We start from the raw sequence: 18,268 nt of genomic DNA on the forward strand, positions 1-18,268 counted from the left end.
GATTCAGAGCACGCCAATGGGATAGGAGCCCAGAGGCTTGAGGAGGATGGACTGCTCCTCAAGCTCTCGCATGATCTCCAGCACCGCAGGGTCCTGAACATGCCCCTCGAATTCAATGAAGAAAACGTAGGCCCATTTTTCTGTACGCGAGGGACGGGTATCAATTCGCGTGAGGCTTACGCCATGGCGGCGGAACGGATCCAGCAGGGTAAACAGGGCCCCGGGTTTGTTACGACTGGACACAACGATGGACGTTTTATCCATGCCGCTGGGAGGCACCTCGCTGCGCCCTATGACCAGAAAGCGCGTTGTATTGTCGGCGGCGTCTTCGATATGTTCCGCGAGTACATCCAGCTGATAGACCTCGGCAGCCATGTCGCCGGCGATGGCCGCAGTGCCGGAATGCTCCGCCGCCATGCGGGCCGCCTCCCCGTTACTGCTCACCGCCAGGCGCTCGGTCTTGGGCCAGTGCGCATCCAACCAGTTACGACATTGAGCCAGGGCCTGTTGGTGGGCGCAGATTCGGCTCACCTCCTCCATCTTCGTTCCCGGGGCCGCCATCAGGTGATGACTTATGCGCAGCTCGACTTCCCCGGCGATTTTCAGGGGTGAATCGATAAAGCTGTCCAGGGTGTGACTGACCATGCCCTCCGTGGAATTCTCCACCGGAACGATGCCGTAGTTACAGTGACCGGATTCCACTTCGGAGAACACCGTGTCGATGGTGACCTGGGGAACACAGATCGCCGCATGCCCGAAATGTTTGAGCGCCGCGGCCTGGGTAAAGGTTCCCTCAGGTCCGAGATAGGCAACCTGCAGGGGCTTTTCCAGCGCGAGACAGGCGGACATGATTTCCCGGAACACATGGGCCACCGTGGGACCTTCGAGGGGCCCGCTGTCACGCTCCATGATCCGGCGCAGCACCTGGGCTTCCCGCTCGGGACGGTAATACACCACTTCCTGGTCGGACTCGCCCCGGGCGCGTGCGGCCTGCACCTCATCGAGCTTAATCGCCGCAACGCGCTGGGCACAGCGGGCGCGCTCTGCGATGAGGGCCTGAATCTTTGCATCCACGGCGTCAATGTCCGCCCGCACCTGCTCTAAACTGCGATCGTCGCCTTCATCGTCGCCCGGCGTCCCGGTAATCACATCATTGCTCACGACCACAGAGCTCCACAGCATGCGGGCGTTCGATGGGGAGACATAGGCGGTGAACAGGACATAGGCTTCGTCAGTCGATTAAGCGTGCTTGCGCTCAAAATCCTGCATAAACTCGACGAGAGCGTCCACCGCTGCCTGGGGTATGGCGTTGTAGATACTGGCCCGCATCCCCCCCACGGAGCGATGCCCCTTGAGATTCAGCAGCCCCGCAGTCTCGGCTTCTTTAAGAAAGACCTTGTCCAGCTCGGCATCTGCCAGCGTAAAGGGCACGTTCATCCAGGAGCGATCGGCGACGGCGACGGGGTTGCCGTAAAAGCCGCTTTCGTCGATGGCGGCATACAGGCTGGTGGCTTTTTTGCGGTTGCGCTCGGCCATGGCAGCCAGACCGCCCTGGGCCTCAAGCCATTCAAATACCAGACCCGCCAGGTAAATAGAATAGGTTGGTGGCGTATTGAGCATGGAGCCAGCCTTATCCGTGACTTCCCAGTTCATCATGCTCGGGCAGCTGCTCAGGGTGCGCCCGTAAAGCTCTCGCCTCACGATGAGAATCACCAGGCCCGCGGGGCCGATGTTTTTCTGGGCACCAGCGTAGATAACGTCGAAATCATCAACGGCGATGGGCCTGGAAAGCAGCGTTGAGGACATATCCGCGACTACGGGCGCCTGACTCTCGGGCACCCAGTGAAACTCGATGCCATCGATGGTTTCGTTGGGCGTAAAGTGCAAATAAGCTGCGTCGTCGGCGCTCGCCCAGGATTCCTGTTCGGGAATCGCGCAGGGCAGTTCTTTTGACGCGGCGGCCACCTCCACCACGTCGCCATAGCGACTGGCTTCAGCCATGGCTTTTGCCGACCACTGACCTGTATTGACGTAGGCGAAGGGTTTGCCGACGCCACCGAGATTCATGGGTACCCCCGCGAATTGTGACGTTGCGCCCCCCTGCACGAACAGCACGGCAAACTCATCGCCAATGCCCAGGAGACGGCGCAGCGAGGATTCCGCCGCTTCTACGGTGCTGACGACCTCGCCGGAGCGATGGCTCATCTCCATGAAGGACATGCCCGTGCCATGCCAATCGAGCATTTCCCCGGCGGCACGCGTGAGGACCGCCTCGGGCAGGGCTGCGGGGCCTGCGCAGAAGTTATAGGGCCGGTGCATTAATCGTCACCGCTCTCAACGGGGCTTTCCGATGCATCATTGTTGTCGGAAGCAGGGTACTCGTCCACCGAAGTGCTAACTGAAACTGCAGCACTGTCGTCGGCCGCCGCGGCCACTTTATCGCCCTCCTCACCGCTATCGACGATGCGCTCCACCCGTACCAGGGTTTCGCCTTCCTTGGTGCGGATAATGCGAACCCCCTGCGTATTGCGTCCCAGTTGTGACACCTGGTCGCACTGGGTCCGCACAAGGGTGCCCTGGTTGGAGATCAACATAAGCTCATCGCCACTGAATACCTGCAGAGCCCCTACCAGACGACCGTTGCGCTCGGAGCTCGCCATGGCGATGACGCCTTTTCCGCCGCGTCCCTTGGTGGGGAAATCATCAACGGTGGTGCGTTTACCGTAGCCGTTCTCGCTCACCGTCAACACGGTGCCGCGGGCATCGGGCACCAGCAGGGAAATCATGCGGTGACCATCGGCGAGATTAATCCCCCGAACGCCACGACTTGCACGGCCCATGGCCCGCACGGCACTCTCGGAGAAGCGCGTTGCCTTGCCTTCGCTGGAAAACAGCATCACATCCTGATTGCCGTCGGTGATCGCTGTTCCCACCAGAACGTCGTCTTCGCCGAGCACGATGGCGCGCAGCCCCGCAGAGCGCGGCGCAAAACTCGCCAGATCCGTTTTCTTTACATAGCCCTGAGCCGTGGCCATAAAGATAAAGCGGTCATCCGAGTGCTCTTCCAGGGGCAGGATTGACGTCACACGCTCCCCTTCATCCAGCTGCAGCAGATTCACCATGGGACGACCCCGGGAGGAACGTCCTGCAACGGGAATCTGATACACCTTGATCCAGTAGACCTTGCCGAGGTTGGTAAAGCACAGCAGGGTATCGTGGGTGTTGGCGATGAGCAGGTGCTCGACAAAGTCCTCGTCTTTTACGGACAGCGCGGCCTTGCCCATGCCGCCGCGACGCTGCACCTGGTACTCCGCCAGCGGCTGGGTCTTGGCGTAACCACCGTGGGACAGAGTCACCACGCGGTCTTCCGGAGTAATAAGATCCTCGGCGGTAAGATCTTCCTGGGAATCACGGATTTCCGTACGCCGCTCATCGCCAAACTCCGTGGCGATTTCCTCGAGCTCCTCACGAATGACCGCAAGGAGTCGCTCCCGGTCCTGCAGAATGTCCAGCAGATCGGCGATTTCAGCCAACTTGTCCTGATACTCCTTGAGGAGCTTTTCGTGCTCGAGGCCCGTGAGTCGATGGAGGCGCAAATCGAGGATCGCCTGGGCCTGCGTCGGCGATAAGCGGTACTCGCCGTCGTGGAGTCCGTAGAAGGGCTCGAGCTCATCGGGGCGGCAGGCTTCCGCGCCAGCGCGCTCGAGCATGCTCGTGACTTCGCCGGGCAACCAACGCTCGGCAAGGAGGCTCTCCCGGGCTTCCGCAGGGCTTGGGGACGCTTTTACCAGCTCAATAACCTTGTCAATGTTCGCCAGAGCGATAGCCAGACCTTCAAGAACATGCCCCCGCTCCCGCGCCTTACGCAACAGAAACAGGGTGCGCCGGGTGACGACTTCGCGGCGGTGCCGCAAAAACGCCTCGAGAATCTCCTTGAGATTCAGCACCCTCGGCTGACCGTCGACCAGGGCCACCATGTTGATGCCAAAAACGTTTTGCAGCGATGTCTGCGCGTAAAGATTGTTGAGTACGACGTCGCCGATCTCACCCTTGCGCAGCTCGATCACCACACGCAGGCCGTCTTTGTCCGATTCGTCCCGCAGCTCGCTGATGCCCTCAAGCTTCTTTTCTTTAACCAGTTCGGCGATGCGCTCGATGAGCCGTGCCTTGTTCAGCTGGTAGGGAATTTCATGAACAATAATTGTGTCCCGACCGGTCTTTTCGTCGGTGATGACCTCGGCTCTCGCGCGCACGTAAATGCGCCCACGACCCGTGCGGTAAGCCTGCACGATGCCTGCGCGACCGTTGATGATGGCGCCCGTGGGGAAGTCCGGTCCGGGCAGATAGCGCATGAGATCGTCGATGGAGATATGCGCATCGCCAATCAATGCCAGACAGGCATTTACCACTTCCCGGAGGTTGTGAGGCGGGATATTCGTGGCCATACCCACGGCGATACCGGCGGACCCGTTAACCAGCAGATTGGGCACGCGCGTAGGCAGAACCGCGGGAATTCGCTCCGTGCCGTCGTAGTTATCGACGTAATCGACGGTGTCCTTGTCGAGATCCGAGAGCAGCATGTGGGCAATCTTCGACATGCGGATTTCGGTGTAGCGCATGGCAGCCGCCGAGTCGCCGTCCACCGAGCCAAAGTTGCCCTGCCCGTCCACGAGGGTGTAGCGCATAGAAAACGGCTGCGCCATCCGGACGATGGTGTCGTATACCGCGGAGTCACCGTGGGGATGATATTTACCGATGACATCACCCACGACCCGCGCGGATTTCTTGTACGGCTTGTTCCAGTCGTTGTTCAGCTCGTTCATCGCGAACAAAACCCGACGGTGAACGGGTTTGAGACCATCCCGTACATCGGGCAGCGCTCGCCCGACAATAACGCTCATCGCATAATCGAGATACGACTGCTTAAGCTCGTCCTCAATTGTGACGGGAGAGATTTCTCTCGCTAATTCACCCATAAATCGCCTTGAAGTGGTAGTCGGTCGGTGGTGCTGTCTGGTGGTGCTATGAAGGGCGCAGGACGGGAACCGTCAGCCCTCATAAACAACCGCCGAGTATACCTTTTTGCAGGGCTGCAAAGCTATGCCCCGCTGCGTGCCGGGGACCATCGCCGGACGGGCTTCCCGGGGCTCAGCAGCGGCGGCCGGGCACGTTATAATCCCGCCCTACGCCCACCCCTGAAGCCCGACGCGCCCCTGAGATTACGCCTATGAATCCGTCCTCATTTTCGGCAGACCTTATCGTTGTGCCCGGCTGGATAATCTCTATGGCATCGCGGGACGAGGTCCTGAGAGACCACGCCATCGTTGTGGAAAAGGGCATTATCAAAGCCCTGCTCCCCGTGGGGGATCTCCCGGAGAATTGCCCCGTAGAGCCCATCAAACTCCCGGACCATGCAGTACTACCGGGGCTGGTGAACGCCCACGGACATGCCGCCATGACGCTCCTGCGCGGTTTTGCTGATGACCTGCCCCTGATGCCGTGGCTGGAGAACCACATCTGGCCGGCAGAGACCGCTCACGTCGGTGAAGACTTCGTGCGTGACGGCACATCCCTGGCCATGGCGGAAATGCTGCTCTCGGGCACCACCACCTTCAGCGACATGTATTTTTTCCCCGAAGTTGTGGCAGCGCTGTGTACGAAGAGCGGCATGCGTGCCCAACTCACCACACCGGTGTTCGAGTTTCCCACGGCCTGGGGTGATGGCGCAGACGATTACATCAGCAAGTCCCTGGCCCTTCGGGATGACTGCAAGAATCTGGACCGCCTGAGCATCGCCTTCGGCCCCCACTCACCCTACACCGTTGCAGAATCCTCCCTGGAAAAAGTGGCCCTGTATGCGGCTGAGCTCGATATGGGCGTACATATTCATTTACACGAAACCGCGGGAGAAGTTCTCAGCGCCGTAGAGGCCACGGGTGAACGCCCTGTGGATACCCTGCGACGCCTGGGTCTTCTCGGGCCACGGACCCAGTGCGTGCACATGACTTCCATCGGCAGTCAGGATATTGCCAATCTGGCGGAGACCGGTGCACAGGTTGTCCACTGCCCCCAGCCAAACATGAAACTGGCTTCCGGTACCTGCCCCGTCAGCGAGCTCCGGGCAGCGGGCGTCAACGTAGGACTGGGCACCGATGGCGCCGCCAGCAATAACGACCTCAATCTCTTCAATGAAATGCATAGCGCCGCATTGCTGGCAAAACTCACGACGGGGGACCCTACGGTAATGTCCGCGTATGACACGCTGCACATGGCTACTCTGGGAGGAGCCAAAGCCCTGGGTCTTGATCAGGAGATCGGGAGCATTACGCCGGGTAAGCAGGCGGACTTCATTGCCATTGATCTGTCTGCGCCGTCGACGCAGCCGCTTTATAATCCCCCGTCGCAGATTGTTTACGCCTGCACCGGCGCTGAAGTTACGCACAGCTGGGTGGCGGGCGAGGCCCTTATGCACGAGCGTAAACTTCTCACCATTGATGTCGATGACACGCTGGCGCGGGCGAAACACTGGCGACAGAAAATCAGCGCTCAATGATTCAACAAGCGGACTTCCAAAGACTATGACCACGACCCAAAGCCTGAACGTAGACGACGCCGAAATTGCAAAATTCGAGGCCCTCGCCGCGCGCTGGTGGGATATGGATGGGGAATTCCGTCCCCTCCACGAAATCAACCCCCTGCGCGCCAACTGGATCGATGGACATTCGCCAGTGGCGGGCCAGCGTCTTCTGGATGTCGGCTGCGGGGGCGGCATTCTCGCGGAATCCATGGCCCGGCGCGGTGCAGACGTGACGGGCATCGATATGGGCGAGGGCCCCCTGTCCGTCGCGCGCCTGCACCAACTGGAATCCGGTGTGGACGTTCACTACGAACGCAGCACCGCAGAAGCCTTCGCCGCAGAGCACCCGGAGCACTTTGATGTGGTCTGCTGTCTCGAGATGCTGGAGCATGTGCCCGATCCCGGCGCGGTCATTCAGGCCTGTGCGGACCTCACCCGCCCCGGCGGCAACCTGTATTTCTCGACCATCAATCGCAACCCCAAGGCTTTTTTGTTTGCCATCGTGGGGGCCGAACACATCCTGAGGATGTTGCCGGCGGGTACCCATGAATATGAAAAGTTTATCCGCCCGTCGGAGCTGGCCCAGGGGCTGCGGGACGCGGGCTTACAGCTGGAGAGCATGACCGGTCTGACCTACAACCCCCTGAGCAAGCGTTATCGACTCAATCCCAATGACGTTTCGGTGAATTTCATGGTCCATGCGAGCAAGGCCGCGTGAAGCACCCCGGAGCGGGTCTGCGCGCAGTAATCTTTGATCTCGACGGCACCCTGGTAGACACCGCCGATGACTTTATTCCCGTGGTGCAGCAACTGCGTGAAGAGTTTGGCCGCGCCCCTATGGATGCGGAACGAATCCGCTCGAGTGTGTCCAACGGATCACGGGCACTGGTCACCCTGGCGCTGGATCTGAAGGAGGGCGATGGGGACTTTGAGCCCTGGCGCCAGCGATTGCTGACCCTCTATGCCGGAATTCTCGGCAGCCATGCCCGCCTCTACCCCGGCATCGAGGCATTGCTGGAGAAGCTTGAGGGAGACAGGATCGCCTGGGGCATCGCCACGAACAAACCCCGGGAATACACAGAGCCCCTCCTCGCGACGCTGGGCCTGAACCCCCGCAGCGTGGTCTGCCCGGATGATGTCACCCACGCCAAACCGCATCCCGAGAGCCTCGAGCGGGGATGCCGGGAACTTCATAGCGCCGCCCATGAAACCGTTTACCTCGGCGACCACCTGCGCGATATCCAGGCGGGACAGCGGGCGGGGATGTTTACCATCGCCGCCGCCTATGGCTATATCGAACCCGGGGACAGCGCCGAGCGTTGGGGGGCGGACGCGATTGCCGCGCGCAGCGAAGATCTCCACACACTTTTATTCCCCGATGCGGAGCGCCGCTATGCCTGAGCCACAGACGACGGAACAGCAGACCGTGGGGATTGCGATTCCCGATAACTATCAGCCGGACCCCACTGCCCTGGCGGGGAAAACCATTCTTGTCACAGGCGCCAGCGATGGCATTGGTCGCAGTGCCGCCATGAGCTATGCCGCCCATGGCGCGACGGTGGTGCTCCTGGCGAGAAACGTAGAGAAACTTGAGTCCGTCTATGACGCCATAGAAGCGGCGGGCGGCCCCCAACCCGCTGCCATCCCCTTTGACCTTGCACAGGATACGGAAGAGGCGTTTATCGCCCTGGCTGATGTTATCGAGGAGCAACTGGGCAGACTCGATGGTCTGCTTTTAAATGCGGGAATACTCGGTCAGCGGCGCCCCCTGGAACAATCCGCCTGGAATGACTGGCGGGACGTTATCCATCTGAATGTCCACAGCCAGTTTCTTCTGATTAAAAGCCTCATGCCCCTGCTCCGCCAGGCACCCCGGGCATCCCTGGTGCTGACCTCATCGGGAGTGGGACGTACGGGACGGGCTTATTGGGGCGCCTACGCCGTCTCCAAATTTGCCACCGAGGGTATGATGCAGGTACTCGCCAGCGAAACGGAAAACACCAGCGATATCCGGGTCAACTGCATCAATCCCGGAGCGACCAACACGGCCATGCGCCGCGCGGCCTACCCCGCCGAAGAGCCCGATAGCAATCCCTCGCCGGAAGCGATCATGCGCAGCTATCTATATCTGATGGATGACGCGAGTGTGGGCTGCAGCGGCTGCAGTTTTAACGCCCAGTAAATGCCTAGGCGCGGCTGCGCCCCTTGTTTTTTACGGGAGCACTCTCCCGTTTGCCGGAGCCGGGTTTGCGGGACCGCGACGGCTTGCGACTGCCTTTATCGGGGGCACCGGTCTTGTCTCTGGCGGATTTTGCATGCCTGTTGCCGCGCACACGCCCACGCTTTCCTTCCATGCGCTTGTGCTTGCTGCGATCCTCCCGCGACGGTGGCTCCACGTCTTTGGCCTGCATCCCGGCCATACGGTACAGACCATTAATTTCGTTGGGCGCGAGCTCCTGCCACTGCCCTTTTTTCACTTTGGAAGGCACAAACAGATCGCCGTAGCGCACCCGTTTGAGTCGCGACACCGTGAGGCCCTGGGATTCCCACAGGCGACGCACCTCGCGGTTTCGTCCCTCCATCAGGACCACGTAGTACCAGCTATTGATGCCGTCGCCGCCGCCGGATTGAATATCCGTAAAACGGGCGACACCGTCTTCCAGCATCACGCCTTCGAGCATGGCCTTCAGGTGATCTTCCGTGACATCTCCCATGACCCGGACCATGTATTCCCGCTCGATGTTTGCGCTGGGGTGCATGAGCGCGTTGGCAAGTTCACCATCGGTGGTAAACAGCAGTAATCCGGAGGTGTTGTAATCCAGGCGGCCGATGGAGATCCAGCGCCCGGACTTCACCTTGGGCAGCCGCTCAAACACCGTACGTCGACCTTCAGGATCCTTGCGGGAGCAAACCTCACCCGTGGGCTTGTGATAGAGGAGGCAACGGGTCTTTTCCCCATCGCTGGCTACGAGGGGCCGACCATCGACTTCGATGCGCTGGGCGGCGACCACGCGATCACCGAGTCGCGCGGCCTTACCGTCGATGGTGACACGCTCCTGCTCGATCCAGCGCTCCATTTCTCGGCGGGAACCCAGCCCCGAGCGCGCGAGAACCTTTTGCAGCTTTTCGCCGTCTTTTGGCGCGCTGCTCTCGGCCTTCCCCTCGCTTTTGTCAGCCTTGGCCATGCGTCGCCTGCTCCTGGCCATCAGCATCGGCGGGCTCCTGAGAATCCTCCGAATCGACGGCTATCTCGTCCATGGACTCCGAGGACTCACCGGCAGTAACGGCATCCTCGCTGTGGGGCTCATCCTCCCGGGAGGACTCATTCTCCTGAGAAGATTCGCCGTTCGCAGCTTCGGGCAGGGGCTCACTGAACCCCAGCTCGGCATTGAGCGTTTCCAGATCGCGGATGTCTGCCAGGGCGGGAAGCTGGTCGAGACTCTTCAGGTTGAAGTAGTCGAGAAAATCCCGGGTTGTGGCATACATGGCAGGACGCCCCGGCACATCACGATGCCCCACGACGCGAATCCAATCCCGTTCATGCAGTGTGCGAATGATGTTGGTGCTCACCGCCACCCCGCGAATCTCTTCAATCTCGCCCCGGGTAATGGGCTGGCGATAGGCCACAAGGGCCAGGGTCTCCAGGAGCGCCCGGGAATACTTCTGGGGACGTTCCTGCCACAGCCGGCTCACCCAGGGGCTGAGCTGCTCCCGCACCTGAAGACGAAACCCACTGGCCACGTCCACCAATTCAAAACCACGACCCTCGCAGCGCTCTCCCACCTCCGCCAGGGCCGCCCGGATATCTTCGTTCGCCGGCCGCTCGTGCTCCTCAAACAGAGCCCCGAGCTGCGCAACGGTCAGGGGTTTTCCCGCCGCCAACAGTGCCGCTTCAATAATCTGCACCAGTCCCGTGCTATCACTCATTCCGCACGCCCCTTAACGTGTATCGGCCCAAAACTTTCCGTCTGAACGATCTCAACCAGCGACTCTTTAATCAGCTCCATGATTGCCAGAAACGTCACCACCACACCGAGCTTGCCCTCCTCAGCAGAGAACAGGGAAACAAAGGGAACAAACTGCTTGCCCTGAAGCCTGTCGAGCACCTGGGACATGCGCTCCCGTGTGGACAGCGCCTCGCGCTGCACCTGATGGCTTTCGTACATCTGCGCCCGCTTAAGCACATCAGAGAGCACCAGCAGCAGTTCGCGCATATCCACATCCGGGGCGGGCCGCTCCTGCTCCACGGGCGGTGGCGCGGCACTCGCCACCCAGGTATCGCGCTCCATGCGCGGCAACTCTTCGATATCCTCTGCTGCTTTCTTGAAGCGCTCGTATTCCTGGAGACGACGGATGAGTTGGGCCCGGGGGTCTTCCTCATCGTCCTCTTCCGTGGTCGCCCGGGGCAGAAGCATGCGCGACTTTATCTCCGCCAACATCGCTGCCATGAGGAGATATTCCGCGGCGAGCTCAAACTGCATGGCATCCATGAGGTCGACGTAGTGCATGTATTGCTCGGTAATCCGCGAGACGTCGATCTCGAGAATGTCGAGATTCTGGCGACGAATGAGATAGAGGAGAAGGTCCAGGGGGCCCTCAAAGGCCTCCAGAAACACTTCCAGAGCCTGGGGCGGTATGTAAAGATCCTTGGGCAGCTCCGTGACGGCCTTGCCCATAACCACGGCAAAAGGCATCTCGGACTGGGTCGGTAAGTCCGGACCTACGGATGCAGGGCCTGGGGGCGCTATTTCTTGAGTGTCGTTCGTCACGGAAGTACCTTCAAAAGATCCCGCAAGTATACCTCAGAGGGCCTGAAAGGGCCGGAAAAAAGCCTCACAGCGCCTCAAAAGGTGCGGGATCCCCCTTCCCTGCGCGAAGCACCATGGGCTCCTCATCCGCCAGGTCCACAACCGTGGTTGCCTCCATACCGCAGTAACCGCCATCGATGACCAGATCCACCTCATGCTCCAGTAATTCACGAATCTCATAGGGATCGATGAGGGGCAGCTCATCTCCCGGCATAATCAGGGATACGCTCATCAGAGGCTCCCCGAGATCGCCCAGCAAGGCCTGGGTGATGGCATTCTCCGGTACACGAAGACCGACAGTTTTGCGCTTTGCCTGCATGAGGCGTCGAGGCACCTCCGTGGTTGCGCGGAGAATAAAGGTATAGGGACCGGGCGTGTGCTGCTTGAGTAGGCGATAAACGGAGTTATCCACCCGGGCGTAGGTGGCGATTTCTGACAGATCGCGGCAAACGAGGGTGAAATTATGCCGGTCGTCGAGCTTGCGAATGCGGCGAATGCGATCCAGGGCCCCCTTGTCGCCGATGTGACAGCCTAAGGCATAGGCCGAATCCGTTGGATACACGATAACGCCTCCCCCACGGACAATGTCCGCCGCCTGGCGGACGAGGCGGGCCTGGGGATTATCGGGGTGTATCTGGAAGAACTGACTCATGGAAGTCCGCTCCGCGCGACCTTGGGATTTGTTTTACAATGCGGCCCCTTTGGGACTGCGCGGCATTCTAGCACTGCAGACCGGTCTGGCGATTGGCATGAAACAACTCCTCGAATTTATTCCCATAGCTCTGTTCTTTATCGTCTATCAGCTCGATGGAGAAACCCTCACGTTGGGGGGTTGGCAACACGAGTTTGACGGCATCTTCAGTGCGACGGCGGTGCTCATCGCTGCCACGGCGCTGCAGGTGCTCATATCCCGGATTGCCAGTGGATTCTGGGACAAGCGCAGCCTTTGGACATTTGTGGCCGTGGCCGTGTTCGGTGGCGCCACGCTGATACTCCGGGACCAGACCTTTATCCAATGGAAACCGACGATCTTCAACTGGGCGCTGGCCCTCGCCTTCGGGATTTTTCATTTTATTGGGGATCGCAACCTCCTCGAACGCACCCTCGGTGCTCAGCTGGAGCTACCCAAAGCCGTATGGGCAAAACTCAACCTCCTGTGGATGAGCAACTTTCTCATCGTGGGCGCCCTCAACCTTTATGTTGCCTATGGCTACAGCGAAGCGTTCTGGGTCAGCTATAAACTGTACTCCGCCATCGGGTTTACGCTGCTGCTGACGGTGCTCACCGCCGTACTCGTGAGCCCGCACCTGCAGGCGGAAGAGCCGGCAGCGAATACTGACGGCGACTAACCGGAGCTTTTAAACCATGTACTACGCCATTTTCGGTACCGACGTTCCCAACAGTCTGCCTCTGCGCATGCAGGTCCGTGAGCAGCACCTGGCCCGTGTCCAGGTTCTGGCCGACCAGGGCCGGGTGCTCGTGGGCGGACCTCATCCGGCCATCGACAGCGAGGACCCCGGTGAAGCGGGATTTACGGGCAGCCTTATCATTGCCGAGTTCCCGTCCCTCGAAGATGCCCGGCGCTGGGCCGATGAAGATCCCTACAGCACCTCCGGCGTATTCGCCAGGGTCGACGTCAAGCCCTTCAAAATTGTCATCCCCTAGGCACCGCAATATGCAGCTATTCCACCCACAATCCACCAAGAAGGAATCACCGTGATCCGCGCTATTCTGATCCTGCTGCTGAGTGCAGGCTCCCTCGTCCACGCTCAGGAATCCCGCTACATCAGTGATGAAGTGTTCGTCGTCCTGCACGCAGGGCCCGGCTCCAATTACCGCTGGCTGGGCAAACTCATTCCGGGCACGGAGCTCACGGAGAAACGCCGTTCCACCGACGGGAACTGGGCCGAGGTAGCCACGGCCCGGGGTACGGAAGGCTGGGTACAGGCGGAATACCTGTCTACGGAACCCCCCGCGCAGGTGCGCCTGCCCGCCGTGGTGCGGCAGCTCGAAGAGGCCCAGCAGGAATCCGCTGAACTTCGCAGCAGCCTGGCTGAGCTTCGAACGGAGCAGAGTGCCGTGAGCGCCCAACTGGCAAAGAGTAATGCCGAGCTTCAGCAGGTCAGCGAGGAGCTGGCACAGCTTCGTCAGATTTCCGGAAGCGCTGTGGAAACCGCAGAAAACAACCGTCGTCTCGTGGAAGAGTCAGCCACCATGCGCACCACCCTGGACACCCTGGAAGCCGACAATCAGCGTCTCCAGGATCGCGTGCGCAGCAGTGCTTTTATGGACGGTGCTTTCGCGGTGCTCCTGGGCGTCATCATCACCCTGGTTGTACCCCGCTTGTGGCCCAAACGAAAAAGCAGTTCCAGCTGGGCGTAAAATCGCCTTTGCCCCCGTTGACCAAGGAGAATCCATGATCGTATTGCCCCGTTTTTTCCACCGCGCCCTTGCAGGGATGTTCTTGAGCGTGGTCGCCGCTGCCACGTTGGCGCAGTCGTCCTCGGAAACGCCCCTGCCCAACCCCCAGGTGGTGATCACTACCAACGTTGGCACCATCACCGTGCGTCTGTTTCGTGATAAAGCGCCTTTGACCGTGGAGAACTTTCTCAGCTACGTCGAAGACGGTTTTTACGACGGTACGATTTTCCATCGCGTGATTCCCAACTTCATGATTCAGGGCGGCGGCCTCACGCCGGACATGGTGGAAAAACCCGTGGGTGACCCCGTAGTCAATGAATCCAAAAACCGTCTGCATAACGTCCGGGGCACGCTGGCTATGGCGCGCACTTCGGATCCGGACTCTGCGACGGCTCAGTTTTTTATCAACCAGCGCACGAACCTGCGTCTGGACTGGCAGCCCGGTGCACCCGGATACACGGTGTTCGGAGAAGTTGTCGATGGCATGACGACCGTCGATTACATCAGCACCTCCCCCGTGCAGGCCATCGGGCCCCACGGCAATGTCCCCATCGAGCCCATCATCATCACCAAAATCGAGCGTAAGAGCCTCCTGTGATCGCTCTTTCGGTTAACCTCAACAAGGTGGCCCTGATCAGGAACTCCCGGGACACGTCCATACCCGACGTTCCTGAGCACGCTACCCTGTGCATCGACGCCGGTGCCGATAGCATTACCGTGCACCCGCGCCCCGACCAGCGACATATCCGCGCCGACGACTGCCGGCAACTCGCCGCCATGCTCACCGTTGAATTCAATATCGAGGGCAATCCCTTTGCGGGATCCCGGGCCAGCGACCGCAAGGGTGTCAGTGATTACCCGGGATTTATGGAGTTGATTCGCGAGCTACGCCCCGCCCAGTGCACCCTGGTACCCGACGGCGATGCGCAGCTGACCTCCGACCACGGTTTTGACCTCCACGCCCAGGCGGATGACCTAGAGCCGGTGCTCGCTGAGCTGCGCGCCCTGGGGGTGCGAAGCAGCCTGTTTATGGACCCGGTGCCCGGGCAGATGGCCATCGCGGCGAGCATAGGTGCCGACCGAATAGAGCTGTACACCGAGTCCTTTGCGGAAGCCGTGAGCTGCGGACGGGGTGTGCAGGAATGCTTTGAGCGCTTTCGAAAAACCGCGGACGCAGCCCTGGAGGCAGGTCTTGGCGTCAATGCGGGGCATGATCTCAACCTGCAGAATCTGCCTGTTTTCCGCAAGCTCCCGGGTCTCATGGAAGTATCCATCGGTCACGCGCTCACGGTGGACGCCCTGCGCATGGGAATGCCCGCCGCCGTCAAGGCGTACCGGGAGGCACTCGCGGGTTCGTGAACACGCCCCCTGCCCCCGAGGAGACGTCCGGGGATTCCCAGGAGCTACCTCCCTACATCGTTCCTCACAGCCCGGAGCCCGTCAGAGTCATTTATGTTGACGAGTCGCTCCTGCTGATTCGCAAGCCGGATCTGCTCCTGTCGGTGCCGGGTCGGCACCCCCTGAACCGCGACTGCATGATTACCCGGCTGCAGGAACACTACCCCGATGCCCTGGTGGTTCATCGACTGGACCTTGATACCTCGGGGATCATGATGGTCGCCCGTGGAAAGACCACCCAGGGCGCGCTGTCGCGGCTGTTTCAGGAGCGCGCAGTGGATAAGCGCTACCGGGCCTGGGTGGCAGGCTCCGTGTCCGATGATGAAGGAAAGATCGAGCTGCCCATCGCGAGAGACTGGGAAAACAGGCCTCTGCAGAAAATCTGCGCCGAGACTGGGAAGAAGTCCCTGACCTATTTCAAGGTCCTTGACCGACAAAACGGCAACAGCCTCCTGGAGCTACAGCCGGCTACGGGACGCACCCACCAGCTACGCATCCACTGTCGGGAAATGGGCCACCCCATTCTGGGTTGCGACATGTACGCGCCCCCCGCCGTTCTCGGAGCTGCCCCACGCCTGATGCTCCACGCCACGCGCATTGCCTTCCCCCATCCCGTCAGCGGACGAAAGCTCGTGGGACACTGCCCGGCGCCGTTTTAAACCCTGGCGACCAAAGGCCGCACGCAAAGCTAGAGATAGCTGCACCAGTCACTCCAGCTTCCGCCATAAAGCCACACATCATCGCGGCCAAGGAGTGCGAGAGAAAGGACATTGACGCAGGCAGACACCCCGGAGCCGCAATACACCACCAGGGGGGAGGCATCGAGGGTCTCTCCCCAGAGCTTACGCAGGGCCTCTGCCTCCAGAAAAGCCCCATCCTCGTTGCTGAAACTCTGCCACGGCAGATTGATGGCGCCGGGAATATGCCCGGCAACGGGATCAATGGGCTCGTGCTCGCCGCAATAGCGTTGCGCCTCCCTGGCATCCACGACCGCTGCCGCCTGCGCCTGCAACTCCGCCAGCTGCCTGCGGTCGCAGCAGCCGGGCCAGGCGTTAGGTACGGTTGGGGCAACGACGGTGTTCCCCGGTGCAGCAGCGGTAGCGGGGTCTTCTCCGCGGGCGAGCCAGGCACTGTACCCGCCGCTCAGGAACCGCGGTTCCCGGTACCCCAGGGCTCGCATCATCCACCAGCACCGCGCTGCAAAAACAAAGCGGGAATCATCGTACAAAAGCACATCCGTGGCGTGATCAATGCCAAGCTCTGCCAGGGTCTGGGCAAATACCCGGGGGGCTGGCAGTGGATGCCGGCCGCCATGTTCCTGTACCGGTGCAGACATGTCCCGGGCGAGATCCAGATACTGCGCCCCGGGAATGTGTCCGGCCTCGTAATCCCGACGACCGGCGGCGGGGTCGTTCAGCGCAAACCGGCAGTCCAAAACCACACCCTCAAAATCTGCGACCGCGGCCGCCGTAAGAAATCCTGTCATCGCCTTGCTCTCCCTGACCAGATGTCACCCAGGCCTCCATCACAGCACCGGGTGCCTGTGTGCGCCCTTAAAGGTGCACTATACTTTGGCACAATACCCGGGCCCATCAGGCCAGGGCCGCAGCATAGAAGGATTAACCTCAGTGGTCAGCAGCAGCCGCAGCGATGCTTCGCTGGTAATCATTGCAAAACCCAATCATTCCTCCAGCTGGCGCACTAACAAGCTCGCGCTGCTGGCGGTCTCCGTGCCGTCCCTGGGCGCGGCCATTGGTTTTACCGCCCTGGGTGCCTGGCCTGTTCTGCCCTTTGCCGGCGCAGAGCTCCTCGCCCTCGCAGGGGCGCTCTATTACGTCAACTGGAAGCTTGAATACCGCCACGTCATCACCCTGGATGACAGCGTGGTGTCCATCGACAAGGGCCATTACGCACCCAAGCGGCGGTGGCGCTTCAAACGAGATCAGGTCGCTCTGGCAATTACTCCCGAAAAACATCCCTGGGAGGGGCCCGGTCTGTCGGTTCATGGCAATGAGGAAACGGTCAGGGTGGGTGAATTTCTCAACCGCGATGATTGCCTGTCACTCATGGCGCTGCTGCGCAAAGAGCTTCTCGTGAGAACCCACAGCCCCATGAGCCGCATCAAGCTGTAACAGCCCTCACATAGCGTAAGTCAGCGCCCATTATTCAGGCTTGAGCAAGTAGCTTGCAGGCTTGAGCATTCAACGCAGGCCCGCGATTAAATGGATTCAAAGTCGCCGTGACGTCCCAGACCACGGCTGAACCGCACGGCACCGCGGCGCGTCTCACCGCTGTTTACCACGGCTGCGCCGCCGGCAAATTCCCGGGACAGGGCATCCTCCTCGCTGAGAGACCACTGGGCCTGGGCGCTCGCCCGGTCAGCACGCATGCAGGCCTGGGGAAAGGCAGTGAGTTCTTCCGCCAGCGCCAGAGCAGACGCCAGGGCCGCGCCAGGCGCTGAGACCCGGTTCACCAACCCTATGTCCAGCGCTTCCTGAGCACCCACGGGTCGCCCCGTGAGAATCATGTCCATGGCCCGGGACTCACCGATGAGCCGGGGCAGGCGTACGGTGCCTCCATCAACAAGGGGCACGCCCCAGCGCCGGCAGAACACTCCCAGCACCGCTTCGGGGTCCGCTACCCGCAAATCACACCACAGGGCAAGCTCCAATCCACCGGCCACGGCGTGCCCCTCCACCGCGGCAATCACCGGCTTACTCAGCTGCAGCCGGGACGGACCCATGGGACCATCGCCCGCTGCATCCATGGCGTTCATGTTTTCACCGCTGGCGACGGCCTTGAGATCCGCACCCGCGCAAAAAGTGCCGCCTTCGCCACAGAGCACCGCGACGTCCAGGGCGTCATCACGCTCAAATTCCTTGAAGGCCTCCGCCAGCAATCCTGCCGTTGGTCCATCAACGGCATTGCGGCTATGGGGCCGGTTGATCGCGACCTTCAGCACTCGTCCCCGGCGCTCCACTAACACGGTCATCGTCTTTTCTCCTGCTGAGTTAGCGCCAGGGACACTCCTTTGCGCACGGTGGACCATGCTACCCTTCGCGCT

20 protein-coding genes are annotated in these 18,268 nt (G+C 60.8%); 11 read left to right on the top strand and 9 right to left on the bottom strand.

The window, feature by feature from the left end:
* Positions 1–3: 3 nt before the first annotated feature.
* The 3 genes from pheA to gyrA are packed head-to-tail and all read right to left on the bottom strand — an operon-like array spanning position 4 to position 4,976.
* Complete coding sequence (gene pheA / locus KT71_RS14600) at positions 4–1,182, bottom strand: prephenate dehydratase (RefSeq protein WP_008294600.1); 1,179 nt, start codon at positions 1,180–1,182, stop codon at positions 4–6.
* 57 nt (positions 1,183–1,239) lie between these two features.
* Positions 1,240–2,319 (bottom strand): 3-phosphoserine/phosphohydroxythreonine transaminase, encoded by a 1,080-nt coding sequence (gene serC / locus KT71_RS14605; RefSeq protein WP_008294599.1) that lies wholly within the window; start codon positions 2,317–2,319, stop codon positions 1,240–1,242.
* The gene (gene gyrA / locus KT71_RS14610) at positions 2,319–4,976 is read right to left on the bottom strand and encodes a DNA gyrase subunit A (protein WP_008294598.1); all 2,658 of its coding nucleotides are present in this window, start codon (positions 4,974–4,976) and stop codon (positions 2,319–2,321) included. The genes serC and gyrA overlap by 1 nt, the downstream gene beginning before the upstream one ends.
* 251 nt (positions 4,977–5,227) lie before the next feature.
* Here gyrA and KT71_RS14615 point away from each other — a divergent pair, with 251 nt between their 5' ends.
* The 4 genes from KT71_RS14615 to KT71_RS14630 are packed head-to-tail and all read left to right on the top strand — an operon-like array spanning position 5,228 to position 8,759.
* Positions 5,228–6,553, top strand: a complete 1,326-nt coding sequence (locus KT71_RS14615; protein WP_023660130.1) for a TRZ/ATZ family hydrolase — start codon at positions 5,228–5,230, stop codon at positions 6,551–6,553.
* 25 nt (positions 6,554–6,578) lie between these two features.
* A complete protein-coding gene (gene ubiG / locus KT71_RS14620) occupies positions 6,579–7,295 on the top strand; it encodes a bifunctional 2-polyprenyl-6-hydroxyphenol methylase/3-demethylubiquinol 3-O-methyltransferase UbiG (RefSeq protein ID WP_008294596.1) in 717 nt (238 codons plus the stop codon).
* Positions 7,292–7,978, top strand: coding sequence for an HAD family hydrolase (locus KT71_RS14625; RefSeq protein WP_008294595.1), 687 nt, complete (start codon positions 7,292–7,294; stop codon positions 7,976–7,978). Before ubiG ends, KT71_RS14625 begins: the two co-directional genes overlap by 4 nt.
* Complete coding sequence (locus KT71_RS14630) at positions 7,971–8,759, top strand: YciK family oxidoreductase (protein ID WP_008294594.1); 789 nt, start codon at positions 7,971–7,973, stop codon at positions 8,757–8,759. Before KT71_RS14625 ends, KT71_RS14630 begins: the two co-directional genes overlap by 8 nt.
* A 4-nt stretch (positions 8,760–8,763) precedes the next feature.
* Here the strand turns inward: KT71_RS14630 and rluB are convergent, their stop codons facing one another.
* The 4 genes from rluB to KT71_RS14650 form a co-directional block, all read right to left on the bottom strand.
* Positions 8,764–9,762 (bottom strand): 23S rRNA pseudouridine(2605) synthase RluB, encoded by a 999-nt coding sequence (gene rluB, locus KT71_RS14635; RefSeq protein WP_008294593.1) that lies wholly within the window; start codon positions 9,760–9,762, stop codon positions 8,764–8,766.
* Positions 9,749–10,504 carry an SMC-Scp complex subunit ScpB gene (gene scpB, locus KT71_RS14640; RefSeq protein WP_008294592.1) on the bottom strand — a complete coding sequence of 252 codons (756 nt, stop codon included), beginning with the start codon at positions 10,502–10,504 and terminating at the stop codon, positions 9,749–9,751. The genes rluB and scpB overlap by 14 nt, the downstream gene beginning before the upstream one ends.
* On the bottom strand, positions 10,501–11,346 hold the full coding sequence (locus KT71_RS14645) for a segregation and condensation protein A (protein WP_023660131.1): 846 nt from the start codon (positions 11,344–11,346) through the stop codon (positions 10,501–10,503). The genes scpB and KT71_RS14645 overlap by 4 nt, the downstream gene beginning before the upstream one ends.
* Positions 11,347–11,410: 64 nt before the next feature.
* A complete protein-coding gene (locus KT71_RS14650; RefSeq protein ID WP_008294590.1) occupies positions 11,411–12,037 on the bottom strand; it encodes an L-threonylcarbamoyladenylate synthase in 627 nt (208 codons plus the stop codon).
* Between KT71_RS14650 and KT71_RS14655 the strand changes: the two genes are divergently transcribed.
* Genes KT71_RS14655 through KT71_RS14680 form a run of 6 tightly spaced genes read left to right on the top strand, consistent with a single transcriptional unit; the run spans position 12,036 to position 15,863 of the window.
* Entirely contained in the window at positions 12,036–12,734 is a 699-nt protein-coding gene (locus KT71_RS14655; protein ID WP_008294589.1) for an inner membrane-spanning protein YciB, read from the top strand. The two genes, KT71_RS14650 and KT71_RS14655, sit on opposite strands and share 2 nt — an antisense overlap.
* 16 nt (positions 12,735–12,750) lie before the next feature.
* A complete protein-coding gene (locus KT71_RS14660) occupies positions 12,751–13,050 on the top strand; it encodes a YciI family protein (protein WP_008294588.1) in 300 nt (99 codons plus the stop codon).
* Between the two features lie 51 nt (positions 13,051–13,101).
* Positions 13,102–13,767, top strand: coding sequence for a TIGR04211 family SH3 domain-containing protein (locus tag KT71_RS14665; protein ID WP_008294587.1), 666 nt, complete (start codon positions 13,102–13,104; stop codon positions 13,765–13,767).
* A 34-nt stretch (positions 13,768–13,801) separates the two neighbouring features.
* Complete coding sequence (locus KT71_RS14670) at positions 13,802–14,404, top strand: peptidylprolyl isomerase (protein WP_023660133.1); 603 nt, start codon at positions 13,802–13,804, stop codon at positions 14,402–14,404.
* Positions 14,401–15,165, top strand: a complete 765-nt coding sequence (locus KT71_RS14675; protein WP_008294585.1) for a pyridoxine 5'-phosphate synthase — start codon at positions 14,401–14,403, stop codon at positions 15,163–15,165. Before KT71_RS14670 ends, KT71_RS14675 begins: the two co-directional genes overlap by 4 nt.
* Complete coding sequence (locus tag KT71_RS14680; protein ID WP_008294584.1) at positions 15,162–15,863, top strand: RluA family pseudouridine synthase; 702 nt, start codon at positions 15,162–15,164, stop codon at positions 15,861–15,863. The genes KT71_RS14675 and KT71_RS14680 overlap by 4 nt, the downstream gene beginning before the upstream one ends.
* A 29-nt stretch (positions 15,864–15,892) precedes the next feature.
* Here the strand turns inward: KT71_RS14680 and KT71_RS14685 are convergent, their stop codons facing one another.
* Entirely contained in the window at positions 15,893–16,690 is a 798-nt protein-coding gene (locus tag KT71_RS14685) for a sulfurtransferase (RefSeq protein ID WP_008294583.1), read from the bottom strand.
* Positions 16,691–16,832: 142 nt separating this feature from the next.
* Here KT71_RS14685 and KT71_RS14690 point away from each other — a divergent pair, with 142 nt between their 5' ends.
* Positions 16,833–17,336: a DUF2244 domain-containing protein gene (locus tag KT71_RS14690; protein ID WP_008294582.1), complete on the top strand. Its 504-nt coding sequence runs from the start codon at positions 16,833–16,835 to the stop codon at positions 17,334–17,336.
* 86 nt (positions 17,337–17,422) lie between these two features.
* On the opposite strand, the gene KT71_RS14695 is transcribed toward KT71_RS14690, so the two are convergent.
* Positions 17,423–18,196 (bottom strand): crotonase/enoyl-CoA hydratase family protein, encoded by a 774-nt coding sequence (locus tag KT71_RS14695; RefSeq protein WP_023660134.1) that lies wholly within the window; start codon positions 18,194–18,196, stop codon positions 17,423–17,425.
* Between the last annotated feature and the right edge of the window lie 72 nt (positions 18,197–18,268).

The organism is Congregibacter litoralis KT71, from assembly GCF_000153125.2.
GTDB classification, from domain to species: Bacteria; Pseudomonadota; Gammaproteobacteria; order Pseudomonadales; family Halieaceae; genus Congregibacter; species Congregibacter litoralis.

Coding starts and splice junctions, on each gene's coding strand:
- KT71_RS14660 (WP_008294588.1), top strand. CDS start 12,751: ATGTACTACGCCATTTTCGGTACCGACGTTCCCAACAGTCTGCCTCTG.
- KT71_RS14685 (WP_008294583.1), bottom strand. CDS start 16,690: ATGACAGGATTTCTTACGGCGGCCGCGGTCGCAGATTTTGAGGGTGTG.
- rluB (WP_008294593.1), bottom strand. CDS start 9,762: ATGGCCAAGGCTGACAAAAGCGAGGGGAAGGCCGAGAGCAGCGCGCCA.
- scpB (WP_008294592.1), bottom strand. CDS start 10,504: ATGAGTGATAGCACGGGACTGGTGCAGATTATTGAAGCGGCACTGTTG.
- KT71_RS14630 (WP_008294594.1), top strand. CDS start 7,971: ATGCCTGAGCCACAGACGACGGAACAGCAGACCGTGGGGATTGCGATT.
- KT71_RS14650 (WP_008294590.1), bottom strand. CDS start 12,037: ATGAGTCAGTTCTTCCAGATACACCCCGATAATCCCCAGGCCCGCCTC.
- pheA (WP_008294600.1), bottom strand. CDS start 1,182: ATGCTGTGGAGCTCTGTGGTCGTGAGCAATGATGTGATTACCGGGACG.
- KT71_RS14655 (WP_008294589.1), top strand. CDS start 12,036: ATGGAAGTCCGCTCCGCGCGACCTTGGGATTTGTTTTACAATGCGGCC.
- gyrA (WP_008294598.1), bottom strand. CDS start 4,976: ATGGGTGAATTAGCGAGAGAAATCTCTCCCGTCACAATTGAGGACGAG.
- KT71_RS14615 (WP_023660130.1), top strand. CDS start 5,228: ATGAATCCGTCCTCATTTTCGGCAGACCTTATCGTTGTGCCCGGCTGG.
- KT71_RS14695 (WP_023660134.1), bottom strand. CDS start 18,196: ATGACCGTGTTAGTGGAGCGCCGGGGACGAGTGCTGAAGGTCGCGATC.
- ubiG (WP_008294596.1), top strand. CDS start 6,579: ATGACCACGACCCAAAGCCTGAACGTAGACGACGCCGAAATTGCAAAA.
- serC (WP_008294599.1), bottom strand. CDS start 2,319: ATGCACCGGCCCTATAACTTCTGCGCAGGCCCCGCAGCCCTGCCCGAG.
- KT71_RS14670 (WP_023660133.1), top strand. CDS start 13,802: ATGATCGTATTGCCCCGTTTTTTCCACCGCGCCCTTGCAGGGATGTTC.